The sequence below is a fragment of the Pseudomonas sp. SZ40 genome (genome assembly GCF_052958135.1).
Map to the genome: position 1 here is coordinate 60,884 of NZ_JBQWIF010000010.1, position 13,689 is coordinate 74,572.

The 13,689-nt window shown below is 54.5% G+C and carries 16 protein-coding genes and 1 pseudogene; 4 read left to right on the forward strand and 13 right to left on the reverse strand.

Features of this window, described 5'->3' with window-relative positions:
- Window positions 1-14: 14 nt before the first annotated feature.
- From ACT9T4_RS10520 to ACT9T4_RS10565, 10 genes and pseudogenes are all read right to left on the reverse strand, one after another.
- Window positions 15-1,361 carry a type II secretion system protein GspD gene (locus ACT9T4_RS10520; RefSeq protein ID WP_499116856.1) on the reverse strand — a complete coding sequence of 449 codons (1,347 nt, stop codon included), beginning with the start codon at window positions 1,359-1,361 and terminating at the stop codon, window positions 15-17.
- Window positions 1,362-1,367: 6 nt separating this feature from the next.
- Window positions 1,368-2,468, reverse strand: coding sequence for a zonular occludens toxin domain-containing protein (locus ACT9T4_RS10525; protein WP_499116858.1), 1,101 nt, complete (start codon window positions 2,466-2,468; stop codon window positions 1,368-1,370).
- A gap of 9 nt (window positions 2,469-2,477) precedes the next feature.
- Window positions 2,478-2,852, reverse strand: coding sequence for a hypothetical protein (locus tag ACT9T4_RS10530; RefSeq protein ID WP_499116860.1), 375 nt, complete (start codon window positions 2,850-2,852; stop codon window positions 2,478-2,480).
- Window positions 2,852-3,586 (reverse strand): hypothetical protein, encoded by a 735-nt coding sequence (locus ACT9T4_RS10535; protein WP_499116861.1) that lies wholly within the window; start codon window positions 3,584-3,586, stop codon window positions 2,852-2,854. Before ACT9T4_RS10535 ends, ACT9T4_RS10530 begins: the two co-directional genes overlap by 1 nt.
- A gap of 701 nt (window positions 3,587-4,287) precedes the next feature.
- Window positions 4,288-4,590 (reverse strand): hypothetical protein, encoded by a 303-nt coding sequence (locus ACT9T4_RS10540; protein ID WP_499116863.1) that lies wholly within the window; start codon window positions 4,588-4,590, stop codon window positions 4,288-4,290.
- 284 nt (window positions 4,591-4,874) lie between these two features.
- Complete coding sequence (locus ACT9T4_RS10545; protein WP_499116865.1) at window positions 4,875-5,228, reverse strand: hypothetical protein; 354 nt, start codon at window positions 5,226-5,228, stop codon at window positions 4,875-4,877.
- Between the two features lie 459 nt (window positions 5,229-5,687).
- Window positions 5,688-5,885: a hypothetical protein gene (locus tag ACT9T4_RS10550; RefSeq protein WP_499116867.1), complete on the reverse strand. Its 198-nt coding sequence runs from the start codon at window positions 5,883-5,885 to the stop codon at window positions 5,688-5,690.
- The gene (locus ACT9T4_RS10555) at window positions 5,885-6,523 is read right to left on the reverse strand and encodes a DNA cytosine methyltransferase (RefSeq protein ID WP_499116869.1); all 639 of its coding nucleotides are present in this window, start codon (window positions 6,521-6,523) and stop codon (window positions 5,885-5,887) included. The genes ACT9T4_RS10550 and ACT9T4_RS10555 overlap by 1 nt, the downstream gene beginning before the upstream one ends.
- 4 nt (window positions 6,524-6,527) lie before the next feature.
- Window positions 6,528-6,812 carry a lysogeny maintenance protein PflM gene (gene pflM / locus ACT9T4_RS10560; protein ID WP_499116871.1) on the reverse strand — a complete coding sequence of 95 codons (285 nt, stop codon included), beginning with the start codon at window positions 6,810-6,812 and terminating at the stop codon, window positions 6,528-6,530.
- Window positions 6,813-6,818: 6 nt separating this feature from the next.
- Window positions 6,819-6,982, reverse strand: a pseudogene (locus ACT9T4_RS10565) (DNA-binding protein).
- Window positions 6,983-7,178: 196 nt separating this feature from the next.
- Between ACT9T4_RS10565 and ACT9T4_RS10570 the strand changes: the two are divergent.
- Genes ACT9T4_RS10570 through ACT9T4_RS10580 form a run of 3 tightly spaced genes read left to right on the forward strand, consistent with a single transcriptional unit; the run spans window position 7,179 to window position 9,789 of the window.
- Window positions 7,179-7,451 (forward strand): hypothetical protein, encoded by a 273-nt coding sequence (locus tag ACT9T4_RS10570; RefSeq protein WP_499116873.1) that lies wholly within the window; start codon window positions 7,179-7,181, stop codon window positions 7,449-7,451.
- A 55-nt stretch (window positions 7,452-7,506) separates the two neighbouring features.
- A complete protein-coding gene (locus tag ACT9T4_RS10575) occupies window positions 7,507-8,046 on the forward strand; it encodes a hypothetical protein (protein WP_499116875.1) in 540 nt (179 codons plus the stop codon).
- A 30-nt stretch (window positions 8,047-8,076) separates the two neighbouring features.
- Window positions 8,077-9,789, forward strand: coding sequence for an ATP-dependent nuclease (locus ACT9T4_RS10580; RefSeq protein WP_499116877.1), 1,713 nt, complete (start codon window positions 8,077-8,079; stop codon window positions 9,787-9,789).
- Window positions 9,790-9,812: 23 nt separating this feature from the next.
- On the opposite strand, the gene ACT9T4_RS10585 is transcribed toward ACT9T4_RS10580, so the two are convergent.
- A complete protein-coding gene (locus ACT9T4_RS10585; protein ID WP_499116879.1) occupies window positions 9,813-10,679 on the reverse strand; it encodes an HNH endonuclease in 867 nt (288 codons plus the stop codon).
- A 284-nt stretch (window positions 10,680-10,963) separates the two neighbouring features.
- Window positions 10,964-11,842: a LysR family transcriptional regulator gene (locus ACT9T4_RS10590; protein WP_499116881.1), complete on the reverse strand. Its 879-nt coding sequence runs from the start codon at window positions 11,840-11,842 to the stop codon at window positions 10,964-10,966.
- A 184-nt stretch (window positions 11,843-12,026) separates the two neighbouring features.
- Between ACT9T4_RS10590 and ACT9T4_RS10595 the strand changes: the two genes are divergently transcribed.
- A complete protein-coding gene (locus ACT9T4_RS10595) occupies window positions 12,027-12,788 on the forward strand; it encodes a TSUP family transporter (protein WP_499116883.1) in 762 nt (253 codons plus the stop codon).
- 256 nt (window positions 12,789-13,044) lie between these two features.
- On the opposite strand, the gene ACT9T4_RS10600 is transcribed toward ACT9T4_RS10595, so the two are convergent.
- Entirely contained in the window at window positions 13,045-13,536 is a 492-nt protein-coding gene (locus tag ACT9T4_RS10600) for a hypothetical protein (RefSeq protein ID WP_499116884.1), read from the reverse strand.
- Between the last annotated feature and the right edge of the window lie 153 nt (window positions 13,537-13,689).

A 13,689-nucleotide genomic window follows, 5' to 3' on the forward strand; every position in this document is an offset into this window, starting at 1 on the left:
GTGTTACAGGGACGTCACCGGGCGCCCGTGGCGCGCCCGGCGAGGTCTCCCGCTGCGCGTAAACCCTCGCCGGGCGCTTGCCACAGCGACATATCCACCCAAGGTTTCGCGTCATCAGGGATCAGCTCCACATCGTTCATACCGTGGATACGGGCGGTTATGAGCACGACGAGGTTGGTGGTGCGCACACGTGTGGACTCCGAGCGGAAGATCCGGCCCACATACGGGATATCGCCCAGGATCGGCACCGCACTGACGGATCGATCGCTCTGTTGCGATCGCAGCCCACCCAGGAGAACCCCTTGGCCATCCTTGAGCTGTATCCGCGTGAGGATCCGACGCGTGTTGGTGATGATGTCAGCCGCGGTGATGTCGTCCGAAATGCTCGAGGCGGACTGATTGACCTGCAGTTCGATGGCGTCGGCGGGCGTGATAAAGGGGGTCACCTGCAAAGTGACGCCCACATCTTGGCGGACGATGGTTTGAAACGGATCTGAGGCCGGGGTGGAGCCGCTGGTGGTCTGGCCAGTGATAAACGGGACGTTCTGGCCGACCACGATAGAAGCGGACTCGCGGTTGAGGGTCAGTAGCTGTGGCGTGGATAGCAGCTTGCTGCTGCTACTGGTGCGAACCGCCTGCAGGAAGGCCGAGATGGTGGGTCCCGAAAACGTGAGGCTGAAACCAAGGTCCGAGCGATCAGATCCCCGGACGGTACGGCCAGAGATATCGAGGCGGTTAGATGCTGCTGCCGCATTGAGGCCGAGTGCTTCGAAGTCATTGTCCGAAAGCTCAGCGACCACGGCGGTGATCTGCACTTGCCGCCGCGGCCGGTCGATTTCGGTGACAACTTCCCTGATCGCATCGAGCTGGGGGCGCGTGGCCGTGACGATCAAGGCGTTCGATGTGGGCGATGGTGTGACGAGCACTTGGTCCGAGGTGCTGTTGTCGGCGGTGCGATCAGTGCGCGAGCTGAGGACATCACGGACTGACTGTTCGGCAAAGTCGGACTGTAGGTGCTGGAGCTGGATGACCTCGGTAATCAGTACCGGCGATTCCTGTATCGGCTGCGCGCTGATGCGGATCGCGTTCGGGCTCTTGGAGAAGTGCAGGCCGGAGGACAGGACGGCGTTTTCCAGGAGCTGTTCAAGTTCCTGGGGGCCATCGAAGGTGGCAAAGATGGAGATCGGCGTGGAACGGATATCGGAACCAACCACCACTGACTTGTTGAGCATGACAGCCGCCCACTCTACGAAGTCCTGCAGGGTGGAGTCGTACAGCTCAATCTTTTCCGCAGCAGCGTGGGCGAGTGTTGAAGTGAGTGCGAGCGGCAGCAGCGCCAGGGAGAGCCAGCAACGTTTCATGGCCGATTACCTGTAGACGGTCAGTGAGTCGGTACCACGCAGCAACCGCACTTCTCGCGGCCCCCGTGGATCGATGGTGATAGCGCGGGACAACAGATCCTCGGAGCGGATGCGCTTGCCCTCGGGATCGACGAACACGTATCTGGACTGGCCGGACATGAGCCCATAGGAGGCAATGCGCAGGCCGGGGAATTCGTCGCCGAGAGTGGCTTTCTTTTCTTCGGTTTCGGCGACAGCTTCAGCCTGGGGTTCGGCGCTTGGGTAGCGAATCCAGGCGATGGCGGCGAATACGGGCAGCGAGCAAACCAGGGTGAGGAAGCCGCCCAAGAAAAAGGCGTTCACCACCCGAGTACGGCGGAAAAAGATCTTGGTGGTGCGCATGAGAAACCCCAGGTCGCGAGGTGATGTCGGCAGGCGACGACGCCAGTAGCCGGGCGGGAGCATGGAGTACGAGCCTTTGTCGTAGTCCTTGTTGTATTCCTGGGTGGTGTCGTAATAGCTGTAGAACTCCTTGCCCTGATAGAACCAGTCTTCCACCTTGGGCGAGTTGAATTTGGCGCCGTATTTGACGATGGCTTGATGCAGCTTTGGCAGGTTGCCTTTCCAGATCCCGAGCGTGAGGATGCGACCCGGCAGACGGAACACAAACGGCACCTTCAGCTTGTCCCAGCGGTTGATGTACACCACGTGTTCAGCGATGGACTCGCGTATCTGTTTGTCGATGACGTTGACGTTTTGCACGCACAACCACAGATCCCAGCGGCGTTTACGCAGAAACAGAAAGAACTTAAGCAGGTCGGTACGGCCACCCGAATTCCAGTCGCGGGAGTTGAGCCATACACCGGCTTCGTCGAGGAAGATCCCGCCGAACATCTCTTCATCGTAGGTATCGTGACCGAAGCCCAAACCGGTCAGGTCTTCAGCGGATGGCAGATCAGGCAGGCGGACGAGCCGGGAGTACTTGTTGTCGGCCCGGCACAGCTTGTTCATCTTCACATCGACGTTGACCGCGACGCGGCGACGGGCCTTGAGATACTCAAGAATCTTGAGAATGCACAGCAGGGTTTTGCCAGCACCCAGCTTGCCGGTAACGATGTAAACGGCCATGGGTGATCCTCAGGTGTGGATAAACTTTTCGGTCAGGCGATGCACCCACATGAAAACCAGGGAGTGCAGGCGGGCAAGCAGCAGGATGGTGATGCCAGCGGAGAGGTTGGACGGCAGAAACATCCGGCCAAATGAGATAAGGTCGGGCGCCATTTCAGTAGCGATGCGCCCGGCGACCGCATCTATCGCCTTGGCAAAAACGACGATTGCGGTGCCAATAAAGAAAACGATCAGTGCAAAAAGCGCAGTCTTACGAAAGAACTTGGTGATGAACTCAAAGAACGGCGCAATCATTGGCGTGATGAACGCCAGTAGCCAGCCATTGAGGTGCTTGAACAGGTTGGGGAAAAACTTCTGCAGGAAACCCTTGATCCACCCGAGCATCAGAAGCCTCCTTTTTCAGCTTTGGCGTTTTCAAGACGCAGACCGGCATAGGCGATTCGCCATACACCGATAAGCGTGCCCATCCAGACGATCCATTCGAGCAGGGGCTTGATACGGCTCAGCTCGCAGGCATCCAGACGAAGGTTGGTGTGGAGCTTTCCGGCATTGACCCGCACATCAAATGGCGCACACGACGTGCTACGGGGCAGCACGCCATCAATCAGGTAGATTGTTGAATAGGCCACGCTGCCAGGGCCGAACCAGTCATTGCCGACGAGATTGGGCAGATCCGCGAGAGTGCTCTGGTTAAGCGCTTCTTGAGATTCGAGGGTGTCATTCATGCCTTGGCCGAAAGAGCCGATCAGGCCACTGGCCAGACCTGCAGCAGCTTCGCCAATGCTGGACTCATCACCGTCACCCTCACCGTCGTATTTCTCGCCCAGGGCATCCTCAGCAAACTCTTTGAAAGCATCGCCCAGGTTGCCTAGGGCCTTGCTGATGCCATCGAGCAGGCTGTTGGTCTTGTCGATTTTCTCACCAAGCTTTTCTTGGTCACCTTCACCGGGTTCACCGGTTCCGGTATCACCGTCGCCATCGCCCGAGCCGTCACCATCACCACCGTCGCCGGGGTTGTCCGGGTTGGTTGGATCGGTGGGGTTGGTCGGATCTGTAGGATCGGTTGGCGGGCAGACTTCGCCGGTAGACGGGTCGCATTGCTTGGGCGGGTCTTTCACGCAGGTGGTGCCCGACCATGTATGGCCAGGGCCGCAGGTTGGCGGCGGATCGGTGGGATCTGGCGGGTCAGTGGGGTCGGTAGGCGTGGTGGGATCAGTGGGCTCATTCGGGTCTTTCGGCGGAGTACCCACGCCGGAAGGTGTATCGCCGGTCTGGCAAGTTGCACCGTTGTAGGTAGCAAGGCCCCAGCAGGCGGAAACGCCTTGATCGTTGGTGCCACACTCACCAGACCATGCAGCGCGGCAACCTTGGTTGCAGATGTATTCGCCAGGAAGGCTGGAGCCACCGTTAGGAACATTGGCGAAGAAGCTAAAGCGCTGCCCAGCTAGAGGTTCACAGGCAGCGGGGGGCGGCGGTGCGCATTCACCAGCCTGCGCATTAAGAACACTGCCAGGATCAGGGCAAGAGTCGCCAGACCTAGAGATAGTGTAAAACTCTTCACGCCAGTTAATACCATTGACTATGACGCAACGAAGGTCACCGTCACCAATATTACGAACAGAAGGTGAAGTAGCATTAGGGTACCAATTAGCAAATATGGTGCACGAAGCTGACGCCGATGAAGTTCGCGACGGAGCATATCCACCCGTTGTCCATTGATAATCAGCAGCAAAAACAAACTGCCCCCACCCCATAAGGGTGAGAGCAAGTAGCAGGCGGAGGCCGAAAGCCGTACGCATCAGTCGACCCCCAACCCTGTTTAGGCGCCCGCTGCGCTGAACACGCGACCGGCGATTTTGAACAGGGCCACACCACCACGGATGACGCCGAACAGCACCGCACCGGCAGCCATCAAGGTGCCGAACGCGAGAGCCAGATCGGTGAAGACGCCGAGCAGTTCGGACGGGACTTCGATTGCAGCGTGAGCGGAACCGGCAGTCAGCATGGCTGCACCGGAGGTGATCAGAGCGACGGCTTTGCCGCCCAGTGCTTTACCGACACTGGTCTCGCTCTGTACGCGCTGTTCGCCACGAATGGCGACTTCTTTTTTGCTTTGGTACATGGAGTTTTTCCTTCAGTTGGTTGAAGCGTCGACAATTTCCTTCCAGCCAAGCCGGAAGGCCCCCCAGGACACGCCTATCCCGAGAGCACCCACAAAGAGCCCAGCGATAACGAGGTATTGCCCCCAGGTGAAAGCCATATCCGTTACCTCTGATGCCCGTGGATTAAGCCAAGGGCGGCGATGTACACCACGCCTTGAATGAACTGCAGAGCCCAGAGGTCACCGAGGGTGACGTTGGCCAGATAGGCTTCGATTCCCATGCGGTGACCTCGGGTTAATCAGGGTTAGGACTTGGCCGGATCGGTTGGCTTGGCGCCGGTCGGAGTGGCTGCAGGAGCAGCAGCGGAGCGGCCTTTGGTATCCACGGCTTCGATATGCAGGGCGAGGTTCTTGCCCTTGTTCTGGCCACCGCGGGCCACGTCGAAGGTGATGCGAACGAGCTGCAGGGGCTCGAACTGGGAGCCAGCGGCGAATACTTCGTCGGCGGCGTCTTCAGCGATGGCCATACCGATGATCGACAGGCCGTGTTCGGTCTTGCCGTCTGGTTCGTCGCCGTAGAAGACCTTGGCGTATTTGGTGTCTTCGACCTGAGTCATCTGAGTGCCCAGGAATGCAACTTCCATAGTCGAACGTGCCATTGGGTGTTTCCTCTTTTCAGTTGCGCGTTATTGCGCGGTTTTGCCTTTCGGCAGGCCGAGCGATCCCGTGCAGGTGAACTACAGCCAGTTCACGTACAGGTGCGTTTCGGTCTACCGGGGTTTAAATCCGAGTCAGGCGGTGCCTGTTGTTCTGTTTCACACCAAGGGCTTTGCCCTTGTCATCCCACTCTTGCCGCCGAGGGCTCGTGAGCGCGGGGCGGAGAAGCTGCCCCACACTCACGAGCAGAGGCTGGTTTGTCCGGTGGGCGTTCAATAGTTCGCTCTGCCCGTGCCTCCGTTTGGCCGAACGGTGAATCGTGTTCGGACAAGCCGGGGGCGCGGCTATTGACCGGGCCGCGACGGGGGAACAGTTCGCGGCGCAGCAGCAAAAAGCCGAACAACAGGCAGAGCGTGACGAAGAAAAGGATCATCAGGCCGTAGGTCATAGCGACAAACAGGTCAGGCGACATAAACCACCCCATGAACAACCGGGCCTTGTAGGGCCATGACGATTTCCTGCCATTCCTGAACGTCCCAACGCTCGGGAATGCCCTTTTGGTTGGCGGCGTCCTGTTGAAGCTGTGCGCGACTTAGCTGCTGGCTGGCCAATGGCAACAGTTCAGCGGCTTGGGCGACGGTCAGGACGATGCCGGGCATTACTGATACGCCTCGCGAACAAGGCTCAGCTGAACGGGTTGGGGAACAGCCGGTAAGCTCAGTTCCTGGATGACGTACGGCCCCCACTGGGTGGCCATGGCGTCAGCGATACCCTGATAGGTGCGCGAACGGTTCTTCCAGCGATCAGGGCCGGGAGCCATGTGGTGCACAACCGGCTCACGACCGTCGACGATTTCGGTCGGCACCAATAGCGGCAGGTTCTCAAGCCAGAAGTGCGTTTCCTTGCGCTCGCCATGGCCGAACATCCAGGGTTGAACGATCTGGTCTGGCTTGCGGATCTGGCCGGAAATGACCGATTTCGGGTTCTCCAAGGCCTTGAAGCGGATCGGCGCAGCCAGCAGCTTGCGGACGAAACCCAAGGCACGCGCCTGGCGGCCATCGGCGATCTTCTCCGGGAACCAGCGGGCACCCGAAGTGGCGAGGTCGGTGCAAGGCGGATGGGCAATCAGCAGATCCCAGCCCCAGTCGAGCACTTCCAGAACATCACCCTGGATGTGTTCGCCCTCGGTTTCAGACGGCAACAGATCGCAGCTGACGGCATAGAAGCCCATCGCGGTCAGTGCATCGCGGACACGGCCCGAAAACTCGCAGGCGACGAGAGCGGTTGGCTGTTTCATGCAGTCAGCCCTCCGACTCGAACAGATCCCAACGCGGGACGTACGGGGTTGGTTTGCCGGTGTCTTGCGCAACGCTCCAATACTTCGGCGGTCGCTGGCTTGGCTTGTGTTTCGCGCAGTACGAAGCAGGGGTAACGGTCAATTGTCCATTCACCATGGATACGGTTGCGGGGCGGCAGTGGCTGCAGGGTGTGGACTGGGAGTGAGCGCTTTTCACCAGTTCGCGTTTCGACCAGCAGACAGAGCAGTCGCAGTCCGGGCCGTGGGGTTGGTGCAAGTACTTGTGCATGCGTCATCACTCCCACTCCTCTTCCATGAGCTGCTTGGTCAGCAGTGCAACGTTCACCAGAACGTATTTGCCGATCTTCTTGGACGGCAGGTAGCCATTGCGAATCCAGCCCGCACCTTGTCGTGCTCGTTTTCCATGCGTATCCAGTTGGCGAACTCACGCCAAGGCATCACGGGCGGGGCTCCAACTACGCGGCTTAAAGTCAGGTCGGTTCCTTCCACAATCTTGGCCTTTGTTGCACTATGTTGGTCTTTATCGGGGCGCTACTAAAACGCTGGAAGACCAGCGCTTTACGTAATCTACATTCGTAATATACAACGATAGTAGAGCCATTTGTATATTACAGACGTAAATTTATAGACGATTATGGAATCAATAGACGACCGAGTTAGATCACTTGTCGATAAGGCAGGAATGGACGAACTGGTCAAAAAGACTGAAATCGGGAGCACCCGATGGAGGACGGTTCGCTACGACAAGCGAACCAGGATCAGCACCCATGAAGTCGAGGCGCTGACTAAGCTCTACCCGCAATACGCACTGTGGCTAGCGTTGGGACAGATTGCGCCGGAAAGCGGCCAAACGAGCCCTGAGTACGACGAGGCTAACCGAACCTTGACCGGTCAAAACGCGGGATAGCGATCACTCAAGAAGTAGCTAGGCGCTGGTACGCCCGAACGACAAGGACGATGGAATGAAAGCTGACAGGGATGACGCACCTACTTACGCAAGGCAAAGCGCCCGCAGAAGCAACAGAACAAACTGGGTTGTTGCTTCATTCCTGGGAAGCGCCGTTACAGTTGGGCTGCTGTACACGCTGAGCTCGCTTTATATGCAGGGCAAGGTTGATCGGCTAGCGAACAACCCTAAGCCAAAGCCAGCCCCTATTGCCGAAATCACCAGATCGGCGCCCGCCGAGAAAGACTGGGACAAGATCGTTGAAGACGTAGCAAGGCAAGACGCAATGTCTTACCAAGGCGAACAGGGACAGAGAGTAGAAGGCCTTCCCAAACAAACAGCCTTCAATGACCTCAACTATAAACCGAGAGGTGCCGACAATGTGGTCAGACTTCAGGAAAGCTATCAGCCGGTAAAATATGAAAAACCGGCCAATAAACTACGCGTGACAGTAATTAAGGAAACGAAAGATTCAACATGCTGGCCACTAAAAGAAGGGAGCATTGAGAGGCGCAATTGTAAAGCACATATCGGTCTAGAACACAGAAAAAAATAAGATCAGCACCGCCTCACTAGGAGTGAACTCATGGATGTCAGAATAAAAAAATTTAAGAAAATTGATGACGCAAGCGTATCACTACGAGCACTGAACGTTTTCATAGGCGCAAACAACTCTGGGAAAAGTAGTTTTATTCAAGGAATACAGTTTGCAATTTCCTCCTGCCAAACCTTAAAACTATCAGAGGGAAATTGGTCGAAAGGTACAAAGACATTATCGCTAGACTCTAGCGAGTACCTATATACGCCGACAAAACAAATTGAATACCTTTATCATGGCGGCAAACTGACAGGATCAAAAGTAAGGGGTGACAGAAGGTGGATACAGTTTGATTTCACAAACGGAGAGCAATCAAACTTAAAAATATCAAAAGGAAAAAATGGGGGATTTACCACAGTTCTTTCTGGACGAAGGCTAGGTGAGGAACTGAGTAGTATCGAAAGTCCGTATTGCGTCTACGTACCAGGGATAGCCGGAATACCTACACAAGAGAAATATGAAGTTCCAATCACAATAAAAAAATCTGCAGCTCGGGGAGACAGCAACAACTACTTGAGAAACATACTGCACGCAATCAGCTCGGACGAAGCAAAGTGGAGTGAGTTTCACGTCTCAGCACGAGCAATATACGAAGGAATTACCGTTAGCGTTAAATTTAATGAAAACAGATCGGAGTTCATTAATGTATACGTACGAATAGAAGATGTGGAGCTTCCGCTAGACTCTGTTGGAACAGGCTTACTGCAGGTAATACAAATATTTGCGTACATTGAATACTTCAGCCCAAAAATCATATTACTCGACGAGCCAGACTCGCACATACATCCGACAAAACAAAAGCTATTAGCGAATGAATTAGCACGCAGATCTGAAGTAAATCCTGATTTAAAAATTGTTTTCTCAACTCACTCCAGATATATACTCGACGCGCTAGAAGGGAATGCGAACGTAATCCACTTCCAATCGGGCAAAGCATTTCAAGACGTAAGGGGAAGCAAAATACTGCTAGATATCGGTGCAGCTGACGCTGACTATCTTTTTGCAAAAAGAGATCTCAAGTACGTAATTATTACTGAGGACGTGGTAGACGACGTAAAAGAAAAGAAAGAATTCCTGAAGAAATTTTTAATTGCAAACGGCTTAAGTGAGGATGAATTCGTCCTGCATTCCTATGAAGGGTGCACAAAAGTACATTTTGCAAAAATCTTGGAGGGATTCGTAAGAAAGCAAATACCTACAGCGAAGATAATCCTCCATGTAGATAGAGACCAACGGGTCGATAATGATCGCGATCTAATTAAACTCAAAAAAGACTGCGAAGATAAAAACATAAAGCTATTTGTTACAAAACACCAAGAAATAGAAAGCTATTTCTGCACGCCCGAACATTTCAGCATTATTTACAACAGCCCCTTAGATGACACTAGAACTATATATGATCAATTCATCCGAGACTTAGAGACGGAAACGAAACGAAAACTCGTAAACTTTGTGCTCAGAGATAGACCAGAGCTCGCACGAAATGAAAACCAGCTAACTGATATAGCAATCGTAAATAGCATAGTTGATGAATGGTATCAACAAGCAGGGCAATATCTCACCCCTGGAAAAGAATTATTAGGACGCATGAAAAACTATGCACAGGAAGTTGTCGGCGGAGATGCGAATGCAATACTGAACACTTCACATGCCCTCCAAGATGAAACATTCCAAGAGCTAATTCAAGTGGATCAGCAATAGAAGCAAAAGATTGACCGTAAGAATCAGTCATACAAATACCATGACTGATACTTATTTGAAGTTGCGGCACCGTTAGCCTTCTTTACAACTTGATTACATTCTTTGCATAACAACTGTATGTTAGAGACATCATTAAGACCATATCTAGCTAACGGGACCATATGATCATAATTCTCATAATTCCCAAGATTAATAAGACCTGAAAGATCTTTATCACAAAGAACACATCGCCCTCTATCTCTAAAAAAGACAGCTCTCTTCACCCACTTCGGTATAGAAACCCTCTTGAGAGTTCCACGAGAAGAAAGTAACTTACTGAAATCATGATCACCGCCACGCATATCCGACATTTGCAGCGCAGACGCCAACATGTCATTAAAAACCATAAGCAGCGCTCTGTTTTGAAATAGAACATGAAAAACCTCTTTAGCTGTATGCTGCATAAGCTTTTCATATGAACCATTAAAACGAAGCTCTGCAATGTATTCGTACAAATCGTCCTCAGAAGCATCTTTAAAGCTTTTAAAACAAGTACGAAGGTACTCCTGAAAACTAACATGCTCTATGCCATGAAAATCAAGAGCCTTTTCAACGGGTAATTGCAGCGGTCTAATATCTGCCAATGCAGCAGGTATATTTCTATACTGCTCCAGCAGGTCACACCTTCTTTCTATATCCTCACTTGTAAGCTGCTCAAAATACACCTCATCAATAACATACTCAATAAACACATGGAAAGCCGAGTATTTCTCAAACGGAGAAATAAGGTAAAGTATTTTTTCATCACCATAAAAATCATTAAGATTTCTCATAAATGACATTTGATCGGAAAGAACATTCCTTATTATATTGCAGAAGTAATATGTCTCATAAAACCTTGCCTCAAGCATTACGATCTCTCAATCAACGAAGTCAATTACACATTATATGCTAGCTGGATGACGGGTACAGGCGTGTCGAAAAACTGTCGAATTTTATGGGCAGATATAGCCAGCAAGTAAGGCTTGAAAGCAGGAAATCTGCGGTATTGGGCAGGTAAGGGCTGTAATAGGCAGGTCATAAAAAGGATTCAAATCCCCCCGGCTCCACCAAATAAGCCTCTGAAGACCAAAAGGTTTTCAGAGGCTTTTTCTTTTTGCGTGTCCTTCCTGGCACTCCCAGCCTGACCACACACTCACCTCTCCCCATCCAGAAAGGCGATCAATGCCTGCACCCGGGCACTTCTGTCCTTGCGAATGGGCACCAGCAGTTGAATCGGTGCACTGCCGAAGGACCATTGCTCCAGCAAACGCACCAGCGTTCCTCGGGCAATGCCATCGCGGACATCCCATTCGGACCTCAGTAGCAACCCGTGGCCCTGCTCCGCCCACTGGCGGGCGATAACGCCGTCGTTGCATACCAGCGTTGGCTCGATCCTCACGGTTTGGCTGACGCCTGACCGGCGCACATGCCAGAGCGTCGCGTCCTCTTCATTCTCACGGATGCAGATGCAGCGGTGCGCAGCCAGCTCGCCGGGATTTTGCGGGCCGCCGTGGGTATCGAGGTATGCGGGGCTCGCGCAAAGCCATCGTTCATTGGTTGCCAGCGTTCGTGCGACCCATGAGCTATCGCGAACCGCGCCTATGTGGATCACCGCATCGCTGTCATGACGGTCCGGCCAAGGGGTTTCGCGCAGGTCCAGATGCACCTTGAGCGAGGGATGGCGCCGGGCGAACCTGGAAAGCAAGGGAGCCACGAATTTGCGCCCATAGCCGAACGAAGTGGCCAGACGCAGCGTTCCGGTCAGTTGCCCCTGAGGCTCGCGAAACGTTTCACAGAGGCCATCGATTCGCTCGAGAAGCGCGACGCATTCGGCGGCCAGTCGCTCCCCTTCGGCGGTCAGGCTGAGCCGCTGCGCATCGCGGTTCGCGAGCTTCGCGCCCAGGGCGGCCTCGAGCTTGCGCAGCCGCATCGACAGAGCAGGAGGCGTCACGTTGAGCATTCGTGCCGCGGCGCTCAGCGAGCCAGCTTTCGCCAACGTGGCGGCAAGGCGCATGTCTTCGACGGAGATCATTCAATTTTTCTTAAGGACTGATAAAGCCTGGTTGAACCACAGCTTAATGCAGGGTGAGTACGGTTGCACTTCGGCTCCCTACCCGAAGAAGACCAATGGACGCGTATCGACCCGCCAGGAAAACGTCAGACACCCCGCATGGCTCCCGCCCAACCACAGGCCCTGAACCTCAGGCAGGCTTTTCATGGACATGATCCTCGACTCGCAAACCCTCCTGATACTCGCAACCGTCGCGGTGGCGGCCGGTTTCATCGACACGCTCGCGGGCGGCGGTGGGCTCATCACCATTCCGGCGATGCTGCTCATGCAAGTTCCGCCCGTACAGGCAATCGCGACGAACAAGCTACAAGGCACTTTCGGCACATTGGCGTCGACGCTGACGCTGATGCGCAGGCGACAAGTGACCTGGGACGATATCAAGGCAGCCTGCCTGTCTTCGTTCATGGGCGCCTCGTTGGGCGCTGCGGCCATCCAGGTCGTCGATGCATCGGTGCTGGATCTGTTGATCCCCATCGTGCTTGTGAGCATCGGGCTGTACTTTCTGCTGGCACCAAGCGCAGGTACCGTGGAGCGCAAGCCCAGGATGGGCAGCGGCTTGTACAGGTCCTGCATCGTTCCGCTCATCGGCTTTTACGATGGCTTTTTCGGCCCAGGCACGGGCTCGCTCTTCTCGCTTGCCGAAGTCGCGCTGCGCGGCCGCAATCTCGTGCGTGCCACCGCCTCGGCGAAGGGCTTGAATCTCGCCAGCAACATGGCCTCGCTGGTGGTATTCATCATTGGCGGCAAGGTGCTGTGGATTCTCGGGGGCACCATGGCCATAGGGCAGGTGATTGGCGCTTATCTGGGCTCACTGGTGCTGATGACGGGAGGCTCCAGGCTGATCAGGCCGCTGATCGTGATCGTTTGCTTCGCCATGGTAGGCCGCTATCTGTATCAGCACCTCTGACGCCCCTCCCCGCCTCGGGCCCAATTCTCATCAGGGGCAGTTCAGGGTTGGCCCAAGGGCCACACGGGCTGATTACGATAATTACAATCACCCTGCCGAAGGGGTAGTGAGCCGAACAACGCGCATTATCGGCTCACCATTTGAGCCGAATAAATTGGCTGATCGGCTCATGCATGTGCAGTCCGCTTGAATAGCCTACCTAGAACTGTAAACAGCTCGAGTGCCGCATTTCAGCCAGCAGGTAGAGCAAGCGGCGCTACTGCACAGAAAACCGCATCTGATAACCGCTTCCGCTTTCGTGAGTTTGCCGACTTACGCTCAGCGTGGCGCCCTCGAACTCAACTGTCGCCTCTCGTCCACCGGTAATGGCCGAGGAGATACTGGAGGGCAAACGCTTGCCGAATGCGTTGGTGCTGAGCCTATGCGAAACACGCAAGAAAGCATTGTTAGCATCTGACATGGCCTGAGGGGGATTCACGTCAAACACCACCTGAAGCAGGGTTGCAGCCTCAGGTGTACCAGTGGCCACAAACGACAACTGATGAAGTGGCCCTACGCTCTCTCGCCCGAACCCAATAATCTCGCTGACACAGTGACCTTCAAGATCCTCGTTGACTGCCCAGCCGCTCGCGCCAAGCTTTTCAATGTCCAGATACTTACAGACCACCGCGGGGTCGTTCGAAGGAAGCTGGGCCATCGCCTCGGTTGAGACCATCGCGATAATTACTGCTACTACGATTGCTTTCATACTGACTTCCTGGTTAATGGATTGCGGGCATGGCGTTCGCCACGCCCGAGTTATCACCATCCAACACAACAGCGAATATGCAAGTGCCTGCCAGGCGACCTTACTGACGTCAGTGATCAGCACCAGCGGATCAGCCACAGCATTCGGCACGGT

Coding starts and splice junctions, on each gene's coding strand:
- ACT9T4_RS10590 (WP_499116881.1), bottom strand. CDS start 11,842: ATGATCTCCGTCGAAGACATGCGCCTTGCCGCCACGTTGGCGAAAGCT.
- ACT9T4_RS10540 (WP_499116863.1), bottom strand. CDS start 4,590: ATGTACCAAAGCAAAAAAGAAGTCGCCATTCGTGGCGAACAGCGCGTA.
- ACT9T4_RS10570 (WP_499116873.1), top strand. CDS start 7,179: ATGGAATCAATAGACGACCGAGTTAGATCACTTGTCGATAAGGCAGGA.
- ACT9T4_RS10595 (WP_499116883.1), top strand. CDS start 12,027: ATGGACATGATCCTCGACTCGCAAACCCTCCTGATACTCGCAACCGTC.
- ACT9T4_RS10550 (WP_499116867.1), bottom strand. CDS start 5,885: ATGCCCGGCATCGTCCTGACCGTCGCCCAAGCCGCTGAACTGTTGCCA.
- ACT9T4_RS10575 (WP_499116875.1), top strand. CDS start 7,507: ATGAAAGCTGACAGGGATGACGCACCTACTTACGCAAGGCAAAGCGCC.
- ACT9T4_RS10555 (WP_499116869.1), bottom strand. CDS start 6,523: ATGAAACAGCCAACCGCTCTCGTCGCCTGCGAGTTTTCGGGCCGTGTC.
- ACT9T4_RS10580 (WP_499116877.1), top strand. CDS start 8,077: ATGGATGTCAGAATAAAAAAATTTAAGAAAATTGATGACGCAAGCGTA.
- ACT9T4_RS10585 (WP_499116879.1), bottom strand. CDS start 10,679: ATGCTTGAGGCAAGGTTTTATGAGACATATTACTTCTGCAATATAATA.
- ACT9T4_RS10525 (WP_499116858.1), bottom strand. CDS start 2,468: ATGGCCGTTTACATCGTTACCGGCAAGCTGGGTGCTGGCAAAACCCTG.
- ACT9T4_RS10600 (WP_499116884.1), bottom strand. CDS start 13,536: ATGAAAGCAATCGTAGTAGCAGTAATTATCGCGATGGTCTCAACCGAG.
- ACT9T4_RS10545 (WP_499116865.1), bottom strand. CDS start 5,228: ATGGCACGTTCGACTATGGAAGTTGCATTCCTGGGCACTCAGATGACT.
- pflM (WP_499116871.1), bottom strand. CDS start 6,812: ATGCACAAGTACTTGCACCAACCCCACGGCCCGGACTGCGACTGCTCT.
- ACT9T4_RS10530 (WP_499116860.1), bottom strand. CDS start 2,852: ATGCTCGGGTGGATCAAGGGTTTCCTGCAGAAGTTTTTCCCCAACCTG.
- ACT9T4_RS10520 (WP_499116856.1), bottom strand. CDS start 1,361: ATGAAACGTTGCTGGCTCTCCCTGGCGCTGCTGCCGCTCGCACTCACT.